Consider the following 17,688-nt stretch of genomic DNA (forward strand, 5'->3'; position numbering starts at 1 on the left):
TGACCATGTGCGGTCGGCCCAGAGCGCGGTGAACGGCATTGCTGCCGTTCCGTTTCTCTGGGCCGCCGACCCGAACCGGACGTGCGTGTTGGCCACGCATCCGGCTCTCCACGTGGCTTGGCCAGTGGTCAGCCGTTGTTGGCTGCCGGTTCGATGGTCCACGGAGTCGGGATCCGAGCTCCGCGGTAGCGGTAGCGTTCGATCATGACGCTGGATGCGCCGAGGTGGCAGCCCGCTCAGCGCGGTGATCGCCTGCTACGGATTACGGATCGATCTTGTGGAGGAAGGCTATGGAACTGTCCCCCGTACGTCGGATCCGGGCGGTCGAACCGGTTTCCGCCAGGAAGTCGTGAACAGCCCTGCTGCACCCGTCCCAGAAGTCGTAGTCGTCGAGGATGACCACACCGTCGACCTCGACGTGCTGGAACATGACGTCGAGGCACAGCTTGGTGGATCGGTACCAGTCCCCGTCGATGCGCAGGACCGCGATCGGATCACCGCAGTAGTTCGGGACGGTGTCGTCGAACCACCCCTTCTCGACAGAGACGTGGTCAGCGTGATCGCCCGAGGAACGGATGAGGGAGAGGAACTCGTCGTAATCCGCGTGGAGGTTGTCGAGGTAGAACGGATCGTCGGAGTCGGACTGCCAGGCGACAGCGTCGGGTCCATCGATGGTGGCCGCCGGAGGAAGGCCTTCGAACGAGTCGTAGAAGTGGTACTTGCGCCCGGGACCGCCGATCTGCATCATCGCCGCGGCCATCCCGCCCTTCCAGGTACCGCATTCGACGAACGCGCCTCGGAGTGCGCGCGATCGCTCATGGATCAGGGCGAGGTTGTCGCAGAAGGAGTCTTCGGGTATAAGCGTGTAGTTCGCAAAACGGTCGTAGATCTCTTCGTAATGGGTCTGGTGCTCTTCTTGGGACGACCGGGTGACAAATTGCCGGAACCACTTCCTCTTGATTCGTTCGGACATATCATCCGCGTCTCGCCACGACCCCATCTTCACAACGTATCAGCAAGGACAGATGGGGGAAGGTGGCGTGAGCCGACGATATGTTGGACGCGGGTTGCCGGGGCGCGGGATGTCCGCTGCTCCACGGCTCCGAGCGGACGGGCCGTGGTCGTGGTTCTTGCGGCCTTCCCGCCGGTCAGGCCCTCGCCGGCGCGATCTGCACGGCGACCCCACCGCCCGTGCCCGTGTTCTCCCCCGAGCCGTGGCGGGCGCGCGTTCAGCTCTTGGCTGCCCGCACCAGGACGTAGTCGAGGCCGTCGATCTGCGCGTGCAGCGCCGCCTGGTCGCTGAGGTTCTCCCGGACGAGGTCGGCGAGCTCGGTACCGACGCGCTCGACGTACTCCGGGTCGTCGACGGTCCGGAGCGCAGCGCGCAGGTAGGGTGCGAACACGTCGCCGTGGATCGACCTGATCTCGACGTCGTCGAACCCGGCCGTGGCCAACCGGTCACGGTAGGTGTCGACGCCGTACCAGTTCGCCTCCGGTGCCATACCCGCGAACATCGACGTGCGCAGCGGGTCGTCGGTGCCGGTCGCCTGCGGATGCCGGGGCACGATGTCGGTCACGGCGAGCACCCCACCCGGGCGCAGCAGGGTGTGGGCCTGGCGGAAGAACTCCGCGCGCGTGTCGAAGTGGAAAGCCGCCTCCAGCGCCAGCACCCGGTCGAAGGATCCGGCGATGAAGGCCTGTTCGATCGCGGTCGCCGAGCACCGGTGGAAGGTGATCCGCTCGGTGAGGCCCTCGCGTTCCGCGCGCGATCTGGCGTGCGCGAGGTGGCTCGCGGTGATCGTCACGGCGTCGATGGTGCTGTGCGGGTACGTCGTGAGCCATCGGAAGTCCTGCGCGCCGAAACCGAAGCCCACGTCGAGGACACGGTCCCCGGGTGCGAGCCCTGCCGTGCGGGCGAGCGCGTCGGTGAGCGCTTCGCTGGCCCCGGTGAACGTGGTGGCCTCCGCCCAGTACCCGAAGTTGATGTAGGTGCTGTCGTGGGCGAACAGCTTCCCCGGGTCATAGAGCTCGTAGCGCCCGAGGGCCAGCTCCTCGGGCGCGGGCTCGGTCGTGTCGTCGACCAGTGGCGCGGCGCCGTCGGCGGTCGTCATGGTGCTGTCTCCTTCGCCTGGTGGGTGTCGCCTCGGCGGCCCGGTGGGCGGCCCGTGGCGGTACCGGGTCGGGGTCGATCACGATCTGCGCGACCGACCCTACCGACCCTACGTGCTCGGGCGTCGGCGTCCCGGGAATCTGCCAAAACAACGTGCCGCGGCAGGTGTTGCTCGCCGTGCACATCGGCGTCACCAGCACGTTCGGAGTTGGTCCGGCAGTTGTTCCGCAGCAGGTCAGACAACGGCCCGAATGGAATCCGCAGCAGCAACGGTGACCCTCGACGCGGGCGATCCGCCCGCCATCGGACCGAGCTGTCCGTCCTCGATCGACCGTCGGAGCACGAGCCTGCTCGTGGGCCCGGGGCAGATGCGCACGTTGACGATCCCGATGTTCATCAAGTAGACCATTGCGTGTGAACAGCCACGCACTCGAACGCCGGCACGGTACGAGGAGATACTGATGGTGTCAGCGGACGGCGTGTGGCCCATCGAGCAGGATCTGGCGGACCCCTCTTTCATGGGCGGCACCGGAGCTGGCGACGATTTCTGGGCGGAGTCCCGCCGTCGGGGCGTCACCTGGCACGAGCCGAGGAGCGATCGTCCCGGATTCTGGGTCGTATCGCGCTACCGGGACGTTCGTGATGCGTACGTGAATGTCGACGGTCTGTCCTCGTCCCGGGGGACCGTGTTGGACGTGCTCCTCCGGGGCCCTGATTCTGCGGGCGGGAAGATGCTCGCGGTGACCGATCCGCCGCGGCACCGCGAGCTGCGCATCCTCATGGCCCGTGCCTTGTCGCCGGAGTACGTCCGCCGCATGGAGCCGACGTTGCTCAGACGCAGTCGTCAACTGGTGCGGCGATGGACCGGGAGCGGTGAGTTCGACTTCGTCGAGTCGATAGCGGACCGTATGCCGATCGAGACCATCTGTGATGTGCTGCAGGTGCCGGGCAGTGATCGTACGATGCTGATGGAGTGGAACAAGCAGACGCTGTCGTCCACGAGCCTGGATGATACCCTGCTCGACGCCCTGAACGCCCGGAACGAGATCATCCTCTACTTCATCGATCTGGTGGAGGAGAGACGGGCGGCACCCGGAGATGACCCGATCAGCGCTCTGGCGCACGGGCGCGTACAGGGTGAACAGCTCAGCACAGAAGACGTCGCACTCAACTGCTACAGCCTCATACTGGGTGGTGACGAATCGTCTCGCATGTCCGCGACCTCGGCCGTGAGAGCGCTGCACGGCCACCCTGACCAGTGGCGGTCGTTGAAGAGCGGGTCGGTCGACTACGACACCGCCGTCGAAGAGCTCATCCGTTGGGCCACGCCGGCGATGCACTTCGCCCGCACCGCGGAGAAGGATGTCACCGTCGGTGGGACCCGGATCGCTCGCGGCGACGTCGTGAGCCTGTGGAACGTCTCGGCGAACCGCGACGAGGAGGCGTTCGACGATCCCGGCTCGTTGAACCTGTCCCGGCGTCCCAACAAGCACCTCGGCTTCGGCTGGGGTCCCCACTTCTGCCTGGGTGCCGCCCTGGGCCGGGCAAGTCTCACGTACCTGCTGCAGGCGCTCGCCGAGTCCGTTACGTCGATCGAGACCGAGGAACATCCGCAGCGCGTGTACTCGAACTTCCTGTACGGCTACAGGTCCCTCAGGACGACGCTCGTCCCCTAGGCGCCCCCACTCCACCTCCACCGTCACTGCGAAAGGAGCCGGCGGCGATGACCAGCAACACGTCGAACGAGGTTGCCGTGGAAACCGAAGAGAGGTTGCGCCGCGTCCGGGCTGCGCTCGACGATGTCGTCGACGCGGAGGGCCTGCCGGGTGGGGCTGTTGCACTCCTCGACGGCGACAGCACGTACTACACGTTCTCGGGCCACGGCGACCTCGACACCGCGCGGGACTGGTCCGACGAGTCCCGGCAGCCCATCGGTTGCCTCTCCAAGGTCCTCATCGCGTACGTGGCCATGATGCTCGTCGACCGGGGCGTCGTCTCGCTGGACGAACCGTTGTGCGACCGCGTTCCCGGGGCGTGCTTACGACGGGACGGCGTGAGCGCACCGATCACGCTGCGATCCGCGCTCAGTCATTCAACGGGGGTGGACCAGGCGTTCGAGGTCTGGAACCAGGTGAATCCCCGAACTCCTGCAGAGTACGTGGAGGGTCTCCAGGGTTATCGGCAGATCGCTGAACCCGGCCAGGTCTTCGCCTACAACAACATCGGTACGGCCGTGGCTGCCGTGCTGATCGAGAACATCCTGCAGGAGAGTTGGCAGCGCGCCGTCAACACGATGCTGCTCACGCCGCTCGGGATATCGGCGATCGCGGAGCCGGAGGACGGAGGCGGGCTCTCCGGACTCGACGAGACCGTGGTTACGGGGTACTCGGCGCGTGCGGGAGGCCAGGGATACCAACCCGTGGCGCCGGCTGATCTCGAACGGGTGGCCGACTGCTTCGGATCGACCACCATCTACATGACGCCGCACGAGATCAGCCTCTTGGCGCGGTGCGCGATGTCCGACGGTGTCGGCGGGAACGGCGTCCGGGTGCTGTCGGAGACCCTCGCTCGCGAGATGCGCTCGCCGCAGATCGGTATCCCCGGCCATCCGATGTACGACTCATGGGGACTCGGGTGGCTACTCTTCGACGACGAGTCCTTCGGCTTCGAAGCTGCGACCGAGGGGCAGCACATCTTCCTGAGGATGTTCAAGGAAGAGGACCGTGGATTCCTGGTCATGACCAATTCGTTCCCGTCTTTCCCCCTGTACTCCGAGATCCTGCTGGCCGCGACCGATCGGCAGTGGCCGGCCGACGGAGCTGCCGCCAACACGTTGCAGGAATCCCACTGCGTGGGAACGTACGAGGCGGACGGCCACAAGCTGGAGATCCGGGCGGCGAGCGACGGCATGGAGTTCAAGCTGTTCCTGGGCGGCGGTTCCGAGAACTGGTACCTGCTGCACCAGGGTCAGTCGGCGTTCGCAGGAGGTGGGGCGCTCGTGCTGTCGTCGGTGAACAGGGGGTTCCAGAGCGCGGCGGTTCCGATCTGGGTGGACGATCGGGCGGAGCCATCCTTCCTCAGATTCGGGATGATCGTCCTCGAGAAGGTCTCCTCGACCGATCCTGGGAAATGAGGGCACGATGAACGCGCACGCGAACCCGCCGTCGACCACGATCAACGATCTCCTCAGGGACCAGGCCGAACGAACCCCGGATGCTGTCGCGATCGTCTACGGCGACGACACGAGGCTCACCTACGCCGAACTCGACGCCGTCATCGTCCGACGGTCACGTGCGCTCGTCGACCGTGGGGTCGGGCGGGAGTCCGTCGTCGCTCTGGCGGTGCGGAACCCCCTGAGCTTCTGGACCACCGTGCTGTCCGTGCTCCGCGCGGGAGGTGCGTACCTGCCGATCGATCCCGACAGCCCGGGGAAGCGGATCGAGTTCATGATCGGCGATGCCTCGCCGTTCCTGATCGTCGCCGACGAGAGCGTCCGGTCGGCTCTGCCGCAGCGGAGCGGCATCGTGACGGTCGAGGCCCTCGACGCCGAGCGTCGTCCTCCCGACCCGGAGCGCGAGGCGGAGCAGCGTCATGCGCCCGCGACGCGCGACGATCTGGCGTACGTCATGTACACCTCGGGGTCGACCGGCAACCCGAAGGGTGTTTTGGTCTCGCACGCGGGGATTCCCGGCCTCGTTTCCACGCTGGCGACATCGATGGACATCACGTCGCGGAGCAGGGTCCTCCAGTTCGCCTTCCCGACCTTCGACGCGTCGCTGTCCGAGGTGTGCGTCGCTCTCGCCTCCGGGAGCACCCTGGTGCTCGCCGACCGAGCTGACCTGTCTCCTGGGAAGTCGCTCTCCGACACCATCGCCCGTCACGGGGTCACCGCGGTGATGCTGACACCGCAGGTGCTCGCGGCGGCCGGCGACGGAACCCTGTCGACCGTCGAGTCGCTCCTCACCACCGGGGACAAGGTCTCGCTCGGCCTCATCCGGACGTGGTCCGCGCGGCGCCGGATGGTGAACGGGTACGGGCCGACCGAGACGACGGTCTGCGCCACCGTGAGCCGTGCACTGTCGGCGGACGAGGTCGAGATCCCGATCGGGCCGGCGATGGCGGGCACCGACGCGTACGTCCTCGACGGCCGGCTGGAGCCGCTCCCAACGGGCGAGCCGGGCGAGCTCTACCTGCACGGCCCGCACCTCGCGCGGGGGTACCTGGGGCAGCCGGGCCTGACCGCGTCCCGGTTCGTGGCATGCCCCTTCGCCGAGCCCGGGGACCGCATGTACCGGACCGGCGACCTGGTCTCCTGGAACGAGGCTGGCGAACTGGTGTTCCGCGGCCGGGTGGACGGGCAGGTGAAGATCAACGGCGTCCGCATCGAGCCCGGCGAGATCGAGGAGGTCCTCGTCCAACACCCTGATGTCGACCAGGCGGTCGTCCGCGCCGCGGGTGGTCGGTTCGAGGACGACGGGCGCCGGTTGATCGCGTATGCGGTGCCGGCGGGCAGCGCCGGGACGTGGTCGGGGACCAGCGGGAGCGACCCGGGTGCGTGGCGGGACGAGCTGGCAGCGCGGTGCCGGACGTGGCTCGTCGACAGGCTGCCCGCGAGCATGATTCCCGCCGTCCTCGTGGTCCTCGAGCGCTTGCCCCTGATGCCCAACGGCAAGCTCGACGCGGCCGCGTTGCCGGTGCCGGAGTTCACGTCCGAGGCCTCCGCGTCGCCGTCCAGTCCGGCGGAACGCAGCGTGGCCGACATCTTCTGCGAGGTCCTCGGACGCGAGACCATCGGTGTCGACGATGATTTCTACACGGTGGGCGGGGACAGCGTCCGCGCGATGCGCGTCGTCTCGTTGGCTCGCGCCCGTGGCCTGCGGTTCAGTGTTCGACAGATGATCGAGCTCCGGACCGTGGCCAAACTGGCCGCTGTCGCCCGGACGACCGCCGTGAAGGTGCCGTCGTCCGACCGGGCGACCGGGCCGGCGCAGGAGAAGCGCATTCCGCTCCTCCCGGTCACGCAGTGGAACCGGGACGCCGGACCCGGGTTCGAGCGGTCCGCGCAGGCGGCCCTCTTCGAGGCTCCGGACGGCTTCCTCCGGACCGACCTGGTCCCTTTGCTGGAGAAGGTGGTTGAGCGGCACGAGCTGCTCCGATGCCGTCTGGATCGCGACGGCTGCCTGGTCGTCGGCCCACGCGCGAACGTCCCCGTGGCGACATCGATCACAGTGGTCGACGTGCCTGACGGTGTCGAGGGCGCGGCATGGCAGTCGCTCGTGGTCGCGGAACGCGACTCGGCAGTGCAGAGGTTGGATCCCGCAGGGGGCGTGATCGGCCAGTTCGTCTGGTTCGAGTCTGCGACGACGCAGGCACGTCGGCTCCTGGCGGTGGTCCACCACGCGGTGGTGGACGGGGTGTCGTGGCGTGTCCTGCTGGATGATCTGGCCGCTCTCTCGGCGCCCGCAGCGGTGGCCGGCAGCCGAGAGGTCCCGCCGTTGCCGGCGACCGGGATGGGGGAGTGGGTCGACATCCTCACCAGGGAAGCTGCTGCGCGCACGCGCGTCCAGGAACTCGAGTACTGGCGGTCGGTCGTCGACGGGCCCGACGAGCCCGTGGGGCGCAACCGCCTGGACCCCACGGTCGACCTGACGGACACGCTCGTCCACGCACGTCTCGTACTCCCTCCCGACCACACCGCATCGTTGCTGGCGGCCGCGGAACGGGGTGCGGGCGGCATGGACGGTCTGCTGGTGGCGAGCGTCGCGGTGGCGGTGGCCGAGTTCCGTCGGACCGATGCGACCGTGGGCTCGTCCGTGCTCCTGTGGCTGGAGGGGCACGGGAGGGAGGAGTCCGTCTTCCCGGGCGTGGACCTGACGAGGACGTTTGGGTGCTTCACCACCGCCTATCCCGTGCGTGTCGCCGTGCCGGGGTCCCCCTCCGTCTCGGCCCGCGCAGCTCACGCCAGTGCGGTCGACGCGCTGTCGGGTCTTCCCGACAAGGGCATCGGTTACGGGCTCCTGCGACACCTCAACCCCGAGACGAGGGCCGTTCTCGAGAAGCATCCCATCGGGCAGATCGGCGTGAACTACCTCGGGAGGTTCGGATCGAGATCGGGTTCGAGCTCGGGCTGGGACTTCTGCTCGGAGGTCCCGGAGCTGGGGGCACTCGATGTGCCGGAGCCGCCCGGCCGTTCGGCGTTGACGGAGCTGAACATCGACGCATGGGTGTTCGACACCCCGGGGCAGTCGACGTTCGGTGTCTCTCTCACGGCTCCGCGACGTGTGCTGTCGTCGGGCGACCTGGAGGTATTGGGGGGCCTCTTGGAGCACGCCCTCGCCGACGTGGCCCGAGCAGCACTCGACGACGAGGCGTGAAGCCCGACCAGGACGAGCCCCTCTCACGTCAGGTGGACGGCATGACTTCTCCGCACGGAACTGGTGCCCCTGCTCGGGATCACGGTTCGTACGCGCAGTACCTCCAGTTGGACAAGCTCCTGTCCTTGCAGGCGTGCATCACGAACGGCGCCGGCGAACCCCTGTTCCTCATCATGCACCAGGTCGCCGAGCTGACGTTGAAGCTCCTGGTGGGGGAGATCGACCGCCTGCAGCGCCACGTCGAGCAGGGAGACCTGCTCGACGCCATCACCCAGGTGGGGCGCGCGCAACGCGTCCACGGAGTGCTGAGGGAGACGTGGGAAGTCCTCGGCACCCTGAGCCCGGCGGAGTTCGGGGCGTTCCGCGGTGCGCTCGGTTCGGCCTCGGGTGCCCAGTCCGTCACCTATCGGGAGCTGATGACGCGCCTCGGGGAACGGGATCACACGTTCCTCCTCCGCGGCGGCGTGCCGGCCGCGGAGGCCCGACGTCTGCGTGAGCTGCTGTCCCGGCCCAGCCTCTACGACGCCGTCCTCGAGCAGCTGCACAAGGGAGGCGTTCCCCTGCCGGACCGGTGCCTCGACCGCGACTGGAGTGAGCCCTACGAGGAGCACCCGGACGTGGTCGACGCCTGGCGGGAGGTCTACCAGAACCGCCGCGAGCACCAGTCCCTCTTCGACCTGGCGGAAGCGCTCATCGAGCTGTCCTACGGATTCTGCCGGTGGCGGGCGGTTCATGCGCTCGTCGCGGAGCGGCTGATCGGCGCCAAGGTCGGCACCGGAGGCACGTCAGGCGTGAGTTGGCTGCAGCGGCGGGTCCAGCGCCGGGAGTTCCCGGAGTTGTGGACGGTCCGGACGCTGCTCTAGTACTGCAGTCGTAGTTCGTGATCTTCTCGGCGTGGCGGTCCCGGACACAGCGCGGCCACCGCGTGATCCTCATCCGTTGTGTCGACATCCGATGATCAAGCAGTGGCCGCAGGTCTCAGCGTAGAACCCGATCGATGGCGGGCTGAGGCCGACAGGCTGCTCGATCGGATGGCAGGCCGGTTCGCCCGTGTGGAGGCCCGCCGCCGTGCCGGGAAGTTCGTGTTCGCGCTGCTCGCGGACCTGCCGCGGAAGAGCTGCTGGAGCATCGCTGAACACGCGGGTGACGCCGATCCGCACGGCATGCAGCACCTGCTCAACCGGGCGGTGTGGGACACAGACGGCGTCCCCCGACGACCTGCGCGAGCACGTCATCGGCGCGCTCGGCGACACCGACGCGGTGCTGGTGGTCGACGAGACCGGCGATCTGAAAAAAGGGCACCGCGACCGTCGGGGGGCAGCGCCAGTACACCGGCACCGCAGATCGGATCAAGAACGCCCAGGTCGCGGTCTACCTCACCTACGCCGGCGCCCGCGGGCACGCGGGCACGCGGGCACGCGGGCACGCGGGCACGCGATGATCGACCGCGAGCTCTACCTGCCCCGCTCCTGGATCCAGGACCCCGAACGTCTCCAGCGAGCCGGGGTGCCCGCCGAGATCGAGTTCGCGACCAAGCCCGCGCTGGCGACCGGGATGCTGATCCGCGCTGGCCGCGGGTGTCCCGGCCCGCTGGGTGGCCGCCGATGAGGTCTACGGCGCCGACCCCAGCCTGCGCGTCGAGTTGGAACGCCACCAGCTCGGCTACGTCCTGGCCATCGGCTGCGATCGCCGCGTCCCAGCCGGAACTGGGCCGGTCCGTGCAGATGCCCTGACCGCCGACCTGCCGCGATGGGCATGGCAACGGCTGTCCGCCGGCGCCGGATCACACGGTGTCGGCGTACACGTGAACGTGCATAGCTGCGTACGGATGAACGTGCAGAGTTCTTGATGTGTTGAGGGACGATGCCCGGCACTCTGCTGCCTGTTGTTGGGGTTGCAGAGAGGGGTGGGCCGTGGTCCTGGATCCGCAACGCTGGCTGGAGTTGCGGCGCTTTCGCGGTCTGGTCGAGTCCGGTGCCATGAGCCTGTCGGAGGTCGCCAAGGAGACCGGGCTCAACTGGAGGACGGTCAGCAAGTACCTGTCTGCCGACGGGCCCGTGTCGCCGCCGCGCCGGTCACCGAGCGGACGGTCCCGGGCGAGAGTGCTCGACGAGTTCGCGCCGCTGGTCGACTCGATGCTGCGGGCGGAAATCCTGATGAAGGCCGCCGTCATCCACGAGCGTCTGGCCACGGAGTACGGGTTCACCGGCAACTACCAGCGGACCAAGCTCTACGTCCAGGAAGCCCGCCCCAGGATCGCCGAGGAGCTTGGCATCACACCAAAGGAGCTGGCGGGCATGCACCGCCGCTTTGAGGTGATCCCCGGGGCCCAGGCCCAGGTGGACTGGGGCGACGAGGGCAAGGTCCTCGCCCACGTGGGCATCGCGAAGGTCTACTCGTTCCACATGACGCTGTCGTACTCGCGCGACCCGTTCTGCTGCTTCACCACCAGTCAGGATCTGCAGACCTTCTTCGACTGCCACCGCCGGGCGTTTGCCCACTTCAGCGGGGTGCCAATGACGATCGTCTACGACCGCACCAAGACCGTCGTCCGCCGCCACGTCGCCCCCGGCGAGGCCGTCCCGCTGCACCCGGAAGCGGTCGGTTTCGCCGGACACTACGACTTCGACATCGACGTGCTGGCCGCCTACCGGCCCACCGGCAAGGGCCGCGTCGAACGGCAAGTGTTGATCGTCCGCGACCATGTGCTGGCAGGACGGGCCTTCTCCTCCCTCGAGGAGATGGACGCCGCCTTCCTGTCCTGGGTGCCGCAGCGGCGAGCCCAGATCCACAAGACCCACCGGGAGGTCATCGGCGAGCGGGCGGCCCGTGACCACGCGGCTCTCAAGCCGCTGCCGCCGACGCCTTATCTGGTGGCCGAGCGACACCTGCGGCCGGTCGGCAAGGACTGCCTGGTCGCCTTCGGCGGCAACCTCTACTCGGTGCCCGCCCGCCGTGTCCGCCCCCGTCAGCTGGTCGAGGTCCGGGCCACGAAGTCGCAGGTCATGCTCCACTCGACCGCTCCCGACGGCAGCGGCGAGACGCTGCTGGCGATGCACCCGCGGGCCATCGGCCGCGGGACGCGCGTCGTCGACGAGAGCCACTGGGACGGCCTGCCCACCGGAAAGGGCCGCCGGACCACCACGGGTGACGTCCCGCCGCGGCCCCGGCACGAAGCGGACCTTGGCGAGGCGGCCGGGCCGCTGCAGGCACTGCTGAACCGAGCCGCCGCCACCCAGATCGAGGTCGGCCGCCGACCGCTGTCGGTCTATGACGAGCTGACCGGGACCCGGCCCTTCACCACCAACCGACCGACGAAGGAATCCTCTTGAGCGAGCTGACCGGCAACCGCATCCGCACCACGGCCGGCAAGCTCGGCCTGCCTCACCTGGCGGAGACCATCAACGAGTACACCCGCCGGGCGGACGAAGCCAAGCTGGGCTACCTCGACTTCCTCGACCTGGTGCTGTCCGAGGAACTCGCCGTCCGTGACGACCGCCGCTTCCGCCAGGGCCTGCGACTATCCCGCCTGCCCCACCACAAGACGCTGGATGAGTACGACTTCTCCTTCCAGCCCGAACTCGACTCGCGCAAGGTCAAGGACCTCGCCACCCTCTCCTTCGTCGAGGCCAAGGCCAACGCGGCCCTGCTGGGTCCGCCCGGAGTCGGCAAGACGCACATCGCCGTCGCCCTCGCCGTCGCGGCCTGCCGGGCCGGCTACTCGATCTACTTCACCAGCCTCGACGACATGGTCCGCAACCTCAAAGCCGCCGAGGAGACCGGCCGGCTGGCCAGGAAACTCGGCACCTACCTGCGGCCCAGCGTCCTGGTGGTGGACGAGGTCGGCTATCAGCCACTGGAACGAGCCGAGGCGAATCTGGTCTTCCAGGTGATCTCCAAGCGCTACGAGAAGGGCTCGATCATCCTCACCTCGAACAAGACCTTCAGCGAATGGGGCCAGGTCTTCGGCGACGAGGTCCTCGCCACCGCCATCCTCGACCGCCTCCTGCACCACTGCGAAGTGATCTCGATCAACGGTCCCAGCTACCGCCTGAAGAATCGCCTCAAGGCCATCGAGCGAGAGACCGAAGTCGCCTGACACCTCTGCACGTTCATCCGTACGCGGCTCTGCACTTCAGCTCGTACGCCGACACACGGCCACTGCTTCTACGACTGGGCCATGATCACCCTGACCACATCGGCCCACGCATCGCAATCGGAGTGCTGGTGGCTGTTGGTGCGCCGCCACTGCGACACCGGCGAGCACGCCTACTACCGCTGCTACGCCCCACAGCCGGTGCCGTTACGCGAGCTGGTCCGGGTCGCCGGGCGGCGTTGGACCATCGAGGAATCCTTCCAAACCGCGAAAGGCCTGGCCAGGCTCGACGAGCACCAAGTCCGCCGCTGGACCTCCTGGCAACGCTGGACCCTACTAGCCATGCTCGCTCACGCCCTGCTCGCCGTCATCGCCGCGACCGAGCCCCCCACCGCCACTGCAACGGCCGGTCTGATCGCGTTGAACTGCAACGAGGTCCGCCGACTACTCCTCAGCTTCGCCCGACCCGCTCCCACCTTCGCCTGCCCACTGGCCTGGTCACGATGGCGACGCCACCACCAACACCACGCCCGCACCAGCCACTACCACCGCCGCGGCCACACCTACGAACCCGCATAACGATCTACGGCTGCAGTACTAGTACTCCAGCAGGATTTCGCTGTCTGACCTGGTCTTTCGCCGGGTGGCGGGAGTGTAGCGGGACTTCGGTCGTGCGGGGGCGGTCTCACGGAGACCGCCCCTCGATCGTGCGACAACGCCGCAGGTAGTGACAGCGGCGGGGCAGCCTCCGAGGGTGATCACCAAGTATGCCGCCGCGCAGTGGGACCTCGAACTGGACGATCTCTTCCTGACCATCGGGCACCGCTTCGGCCGAGTCGAGCTCCGCCGCCGCATGCGTGACTACGTACGCGGGCTGCTCGCCCCGGTAGCACGAAAGAACAGCTGGCAGCTGGCCGAACAGGCCGGCCACCGCACGCCCGACGGCCTGCAGCACCTCCTCGCCGGATCGAAGTGGGAGCCCGACGACATCCGCGACGACCTGCAGCAATACGTCGCCGACAAGCTCGGCGAGAACGACGGCGTACTGATCATCGACGACACCGGGTTCATCAAGAAGGGCACCACCTCCGCCGGGGTCCAGCGCCAGTACTCCGGAACCGCCGGCCGGACCGAGAACTGCCAGATCGGTGTCTTCGCCGCCTACGCCTCCGCCCGCGGCCGGGCTCTGGTCGACCGCGAGCTCTACCTCCCGAAGTCCTGGACCGAGGACCGGGAACGCTGCCGCACCGCAAGGGTCCCCGACGAGCGGGAGTTCGCCACCAAGGGCGAACTGGCCCGGCACATGGTGCTGCGGGCCCTCGCCTCGCCGCTGCCCATTACCTGTGCGGCGACGGCGCGAAGGGGCCCCGCGTCTACCACTGGGCGGCAGTGCGGCTGCCGGCCGTCGCCGAGTTCGACTACCAGGGCGAGGTCCCCCACCGGATGCGGTGGGCACTGGCCCGGCGCAGCATCAGCAAGCCCGACGAGATCGCCTACTACCTCGCCTACGCACCCCTTCAGACCACGGTCCAGGAGCTGGTGCGGGTCGCCGGGTCGCGCTGGGCGATCGAGGAGTGCTTCCAGGCCGCGAAGAACGAGTGCGGCCTGGACCAGTACGAAGTCCGCCGCTACGTGGGCTGGTATCGGCACATCACTTTGGCCATGCTCGCGCACGCCTTCCTGGCCGCCACGGCACACCAGCCCTGGGAAAAGGGGGCGCAACCGGTGGGACAGCCGGGGCCGTCGAGTTCACAGTGGCGGAGGTTCGGCGACTCCTGGCAGCTTGTCGTGCCCGGCCCCCGCACCTGAGCGGACACCGCGGACGACACCACGCGCTGAGCTGGTCGAACTGGCGCCGCCGACGCCAAGCAGTCGCCCGCCGCTGTCACTACCTGCGGCGTTGTCGCACGATCGAGGGGCGGTCTCCGTGAGACCGCCCCCGCACGACCGAAGTCCCGCTACACTCCCGCCACCCGGCGAAAGACCAGGTCAGACAGCGAAATCCTGCTGGAGTACTAGGCGGCATCGTCCGCTGTGCGCCGGGTCCCAGGACGATCAGGCGGCTGCACCCCCGCCTCAGACGACCGAGAAAGCCATGCATCCCCACGAGTTGTAGCCCGAAACGATGGCCAGGATCCGATCGCCCGGCTCGATGATGCTCTCCGACGCCATCGCGGACACGTTGATGAGAGCGTCTGCCGCGAAGCAGTGGGAGTAGCCCGCCACGGTGCCCCGGTAGGTCCGGTCGAACGGCACCTCCGCCGCGTTCGCGAAGGTCCTCAGCGTGGGCTCGAGGTAGTTGTTGGTGACGAGGTAGGAGAAGTCTGCCGGACCGAGCCCGGTCCTCTCGTAGAGCGCCGCGGCTGCCCGGCGCACTCCGCGGGCCGTCGCCATGGCCATCGCCATCGGCTCGGACTCCGACGTCAGAGCATGCAGTCCTGCCTCGACGGTCATGGTCGTGCCGAGCAGCTGCAGACCGTGCTCGGGGCGACGGGTACTGACGACGCAGGTGGCAGCGCCATCGCTGAGCACCCCGATGCCGCCACCGAGCAGGCGTTGCCCCGGTCGGCAGACATCGGTGGTGGCGACCAGCGCGGTGGTGGCGTCGCCGCCGCGCAAGCAGGCCACCGCGGTGCGCACGGCGACGGCCAGGTTCGCGCAGTTGGCCAGGCCGACGCCGATCAGCGGGGTGCGGTTCAGTCCCATGGCCTGAAGGAACCGCGCCGCGTCCAGCTCGGGGTCGGCGCTGTCCCAGAACGTGTTGGTCGCGTAGACGACCAGATCGACGGCTGCGGTCGAGGAGGACGGATCGAGCGTCGACGTCGCGCTGTCTGCTGCCAGCTGCCAGGCCTGCCGGTCGGACTGCCGGAAGTGCGCCAGCCCGCCTCGCGTCAGCTGCTCCAGCGCCTCCGACGACAAGATTTCGGGCAGCACCGCGATGTCGTTCGACTCTCCGACCGCGACGCCGATCCGGGTCAGGAAGATGTCGGGCCAGGCTTCACCCGCCCCCGTGGTCATCGTCGAGCGAGGTGGCGGCGGCAGGCGGAGGCGAGTTCTTCGATCGTCTCCGCTCCCTGGAACACCTCGAACGGCAGCTCGGTCGCCAGCAGGCTGTCCAACCTGCTGGCGACGTCGACCGCCTGCAACGAGTCACCACCGAGGTCCTTGGTGAAGGAGTCCTGGACGCTGATGTCGTCGAGGTCGAGCACCTGCTGCCAGATCCGGAGTATCTCCGCCTCCATGTCGTCACGCGGCGCGACGATCGGGCGGGTCCGCTCCACCGGTGATTCGCGGGGCTCGGGAAGTGCTCCCCGGTCGACCTTGCCGTTCGTCGAGAGCGGAATCTCGGGAAGGTTGATGAACCGGGCGGGAACCATGTACTCGGGGAGTCGGCTCGCGAGGTGCTCGCGCAGTTCTCGGCGCCCGGCCCGGCCCACGACGTAGGCCACCAGCTGGCTCTGGCCCTCGGATTCGCGCACCACCGCGACGGCTTGACGGACGTCCGGGTGCGTCCCGAGGCTGGCCTCCACCTCGCCGAGTTCGATGCGGAACCCCCTGACCTTGGCGAGGTGATCGGCTCGTCCTGCTGAGGTCAGGAGACCATCCGCGTCCTGACGGACCAGATCCCCCGTGCGGAAACCCACCTCGGAGAACTGGCCGGCATTGAGCTCGGCCTGGCCGAAGTAGCCCAGGGTGACACCGGGTCCGCTGACGTGCAGTTCGCCGATCTCGCCCGGAGCTGTCGGAGTGTGGTCGGGGTTCAGCACGCGCACGTCGACGATGTCCGTGACCGGGTAGCCCATCGGTGCGGGGCGCTCCTCGCCCGGCTTGCACCGCCAGTGCGAGACCACCGGCACCTCGCTGCTGCTGAACACGTTGTGCAGCGCAGTCTCCGGGAAGATCGCGAAGAACCGCTGCTGCAGGGCCGGGGGCAGGGGTTCGCCCGCACACAGGACATGGCGCACCGCGGTGCAGCTCGCGGCCTCGGGCTGTTCGAGGAACAAGCGCATGACCGACGGGATGAAGGTGGAGATGGTGATCTGCTTCCTGGCCGTCAACCTCGCCAGGTAGCCGAGGTCGGTCTGTCGGCCCGGAGGGACGACCACCGTGCTGCCGCCGGTCAGCAGCGGCCAGAGCAGGCCGTGCACGAGGGCCACGAAGTTCACCGACATCTTGAGCAGGTGGCGATCGCCGGGGCCGACGCCGAACGCGTCGACGATCCACGGGATCTGGACCGCGCAGTTCTCGTGGGACAGAGTCACCTGCTTCGGCCGGCCGGTCGAGCCCGAGGTGCTGAAAATGAAGGCTGCGTCGCCCGGCACCGTGACGACGGCCGGCGCGGTCGTCGACACGCGATCGGACACCTCGAAGTGCGGGTGCGCGAAGTCGAGCCGCTCGGCCGCGGCGCGGGGCGCGATGAGCGCTGCAGCGGCCCCGTTCCGCAGGATCTCCTGGTTGCGCTCGGACGGCTCGTCCGGGCTCAGCGGGAGGCAGACGGCTCCCGCCTTGAGGATACCGACCACGGCCGCGGCGTACTCGACCGAGCGGTCGAGGCAGACGGCCACCGAGTCACCGTGCTCGACACCGCGGTCGAGCAGTGCTTCCGCCACCGCGTTGGCACGGGCGTCGAACTCCGCGTAGGTGACGGAAGCATCGTTGACATGAATTGCATCGAGGTCCGCGTACTTCCTCGCTGCGACCGCGAACAGGTCTATCAGCGTTGCTGTCACAGGCGTACCTCTTAGAGTGTGGGACGAACGACGAGCACGGCGGCGACCGGACTGGGAGCTCGCACGAACCACGTGGGTCCGGGTGTGCCGAACAATCGAGTGCGGGATGTTGGGGAACGCGACGCGCCGCATATCTGGGTCAGTTCACGAAATCAAAAGCATTGTCATGACGTCAAGGTCTCGGGCGTCGCGCAATGTCGTTCGTGGTGCGTTCGTGACAGGCCGTCCCAGTTCGTCGCCCACCCGTTCTCGGGCTGCGCGAAGAGCCGTCGATCACCGCGTCGATGCTCGACAGTGGGCCGGGGAACGATGCGTGGAGAGCGGTTTCCCGGTAGGGGCGAGGATGCACGGGCCGGACGAGAGCGGGGTGTCGCCAGG

13 protein-coding genes and 1 pseudogene are annotated in these 17,688 nt (G+C 68.2%); 10 read left to right on the top strand and 4 right to left on the bottom strand.

The window, feature by feature from the left end; translation table 11 throughout:
- Positions 1-262: 262 nt before the first annotated feature.
- Together AC5P09_RS22920 and AC5P09_RS22925 are read right to left on the bottom strand one after the other, a co-directional pair.
- On the bottom strand, positions 263-973 hold the full coding sequence (locus tag AC5P09_RS22920) for a TylF/MycF/NovP-related O-methyltransferase (protein ID WP_386310441.1): 711 nt from the start codon (positions 971-973) through the stop codon (positions 263-265).
- 256 nt (positions 974-1,229) lie between these two features.
- A complete protein-coding gene (locus tag AC5P09_RS22925) occupies positions 1,230-2,111 on the bottom strand; it encodes a class I SAM-dependent methyltransferase (RefSeq protein WP_249954483.1) in 882 nt (293 codons plus the stop codon).
- A gap of 250 nt (positions 2,112-2,361) precedes the next feature.
- On the opposite strand from AC5P09_RS22925, the gene AC5P09_RS22930 reads away from it, so the two are divergent.
- From AC5P09_RS22930 to AC5P09_RS22975, 10 genes and pseudogenes are all read left to right on the top strand, one after another.
- Entirely contained in the window at positions 2,362-2,514 is a 153-nt protein-coding gene (locus tag AC5P09_RS22930) for a hypothetical protein (protein WP_332425640.1), read from the top strand.
- 57 nt (positions 2,515-2,571) lie between these two features.
- A complete protein-coding gene (locus AC5P09_RS22935) occupies positions 2,572-3,786 on the top strand; it encodes a cytochrome P450 (protein ID WP_332425642.1) in 1,215 nt (404 codons plus the stop codon).
- Between the two features lie 47 nt (positions 3,787-3,833).
- Complete coding sequence (locus tag AC5P09_RS22940; RefSeq protein ID WP_099970843.1) at positions 3,834-5,243, top strand: serine hydrolase domain-containing protein; 1,410 nt, start codon at positions 3,834-3,836, stop codon at positions 5,241-5,243.
- A gap of 7 nt (positions 5,244-5,250) precedes the next feature.
- The gene (locus AC5P09_RS22945) at positions 5,251-8,484 is read left to right on the top strand and encodes a non-ribosomal peptide synthetase (RefSeq protein WP_249954486.1); all 3,234 of its coding nucleotides are present in this window, start codon (positions 5,251-5,253) and stop codon (positions 8,482-8,484) included.
- Between the two features lie 41 nt (positions 8,485-8,525).
- Positions 8,526-9,347, top strand: a complete 822-nt coding sequence (locus tag AC5P09_RS22950; RefSeq protein WP_249954487.1) for a tryptophan 2,3-dioxygenase — start codon at positions 8,526-8,528, stop codon at positions 9,345-9,347.
- A gap of 403 nt (positions 9,348-9,750) precedes the next feature.
- Positions 9,751-10,092, top strand: coding sequence for a transposase (locus tag AC5P09_RS22955; RefSeq protein ID WP_493875775.1), 342 nt, complete (start codon positions 9,751-9,753; stop codon positions 10,090-10,092).
- A 305-nt stretch (positions 10,093-10,397) separates the two neighbouring features.
- Positions 10,398-11,816: an IS21 family transposase gene (gene istA / locus AC5P09_RS22960; protein ID WP_493875683.1), complete on the top strand. Its 1,419-nt coding sequence runs from the start codon at positions 10,398-10,400 to the stop codon at positions 11,814-11,816.
- Entirely contained in the window at positions 11,813-12,583 is a 771-nt protein-coding gene (gene istB, locus AC5P09_RS22965) for an IS21-like element helper ATPase IstB (RefSeq protein ID WP_493875684.1), read from the top strand. The genes istA and istB overlap by 4 nt, the downstream gene beginning before the upstream one ends.
- A gap of 81 nt (positions 12,584-12,664) precedes the next feature.
- Positions 12,665-13,159, top strand: coding sequence for a hypothetical protein (locus tag AC5P09_RS22970; protein WP_493875685.1), 495 nt, complete (start codon positions 12,665-12,667; stop codon positions 13,157-13,159).
- Between the two features lie 175 nt (positions 13,160-13,334).
- Positions 13,335-14,389: pseudogene (locus AC5P09_RS22975) on the top strand (IS701 family transposase).
- Positions 14,390-14,656: 267 nt separating this feature from the next.
- Here AC5P09_RS22975 and AC5P09_RS22980 read toward each other — a convergent pair.
- Both AC5P09_RS22980 and AC5P09_RS22985 read right to left on the bottom strand, forming a co-directional pair.
- Entirely contained in the window at positions 14,657-15,598 is a 942-nt protein-coding gene (locus tag AC5P09_RS22980) for a beta-ketoacyl-[acyl-carrier-protein] synthase family protein (RefSeq protein ID WP_493875686.1), read from the bottom strand.
- Complete coding sequence (locus tag AC5P09_RS22985; RefSeq protein WP_099965363.1) at positions 15,595-17,310, bottom strand: non-ribosomal peptide synthetase; 1,716 nt, start codon at positions 17,308-17,310, stop codon at positions 15,595-15,597. Before AC5P09_RS22985 ends, AC5P09_RS22980 begins: the two co-directional genes overlap by 4 nt.
- Positions 17,311-17,688 lie beyond the last annotated feature (378 nt).

The sequence above is a fragment of the Streptomyces sp. a15 genome, from assembly GCF_059026085.1.

Bases quoted from the DNA above. Each gene is read 5' to 3' on its own strand.
- AC5P09_RS22920 (WP_386310441.1), bottom strand. From the start codon at position 973: ATGTCCGAACGAATCAAGAGGAAGTGGTTCCGGCAATTTGTCACCCGG.
- AC5P09_RS22925 (WP_249954483.1), bottom strand. From the start codon at position 2,111: ATGACGACCGCCGACGGCGCCGCGCCACTGGTCGACGACACGACCGAG.
- AC5P09_RS22930 (WP_332425640.1), top strand. From the start codon at position 2,362: ATGGAATCCGCAGCAGCAACGGTGACCCTCGACGCGGGCGATCCGCCC.
- AC5P09_RS22935 (WP_332425642.1), top strand. From the start codon at position 2,572: ATGGTGTCAGCGGACGGCGTGTGGCCCATCGAGCAGGATCTGGCGGAC.
- AC5P09_RS22940 (WP_099970843.1), top strand. From the start codon at position 3,834: ATGACCAGCAACACGTCGAACGAGGTTGCCGTGGAAACCGAAGAGAGG.
- AC5P09_RS22945 (WP_249954486.1), top strand. From the start codon at position 5,251: ATGAACGCGCACGCGAACCCGCCGTCGACCACGATCAACGATCTCCTC.
- AC5P09_RS22950 (WP_249954487.1), top strand. From the start codon at position 8,526: ATGACTTCTCCGCACGGAACTGGTGCCCCTGCTCGGGATCACGGTTCG.
- AC5P09_RS22970 (WP_493875685.1), top strand. From the start codon at position 12,665: ATGATCACCCTGACCACATCGGCCCACGCATCGCAATCGGAGTGCTGG.
- AC5P09_RS22980 (WP_493875686.1), bottom strand. From the start codon at position 15,598: ATGACCACGGGGGCGGGTGAAGCCTGGCCCGACATCTTCCTGACCCGG.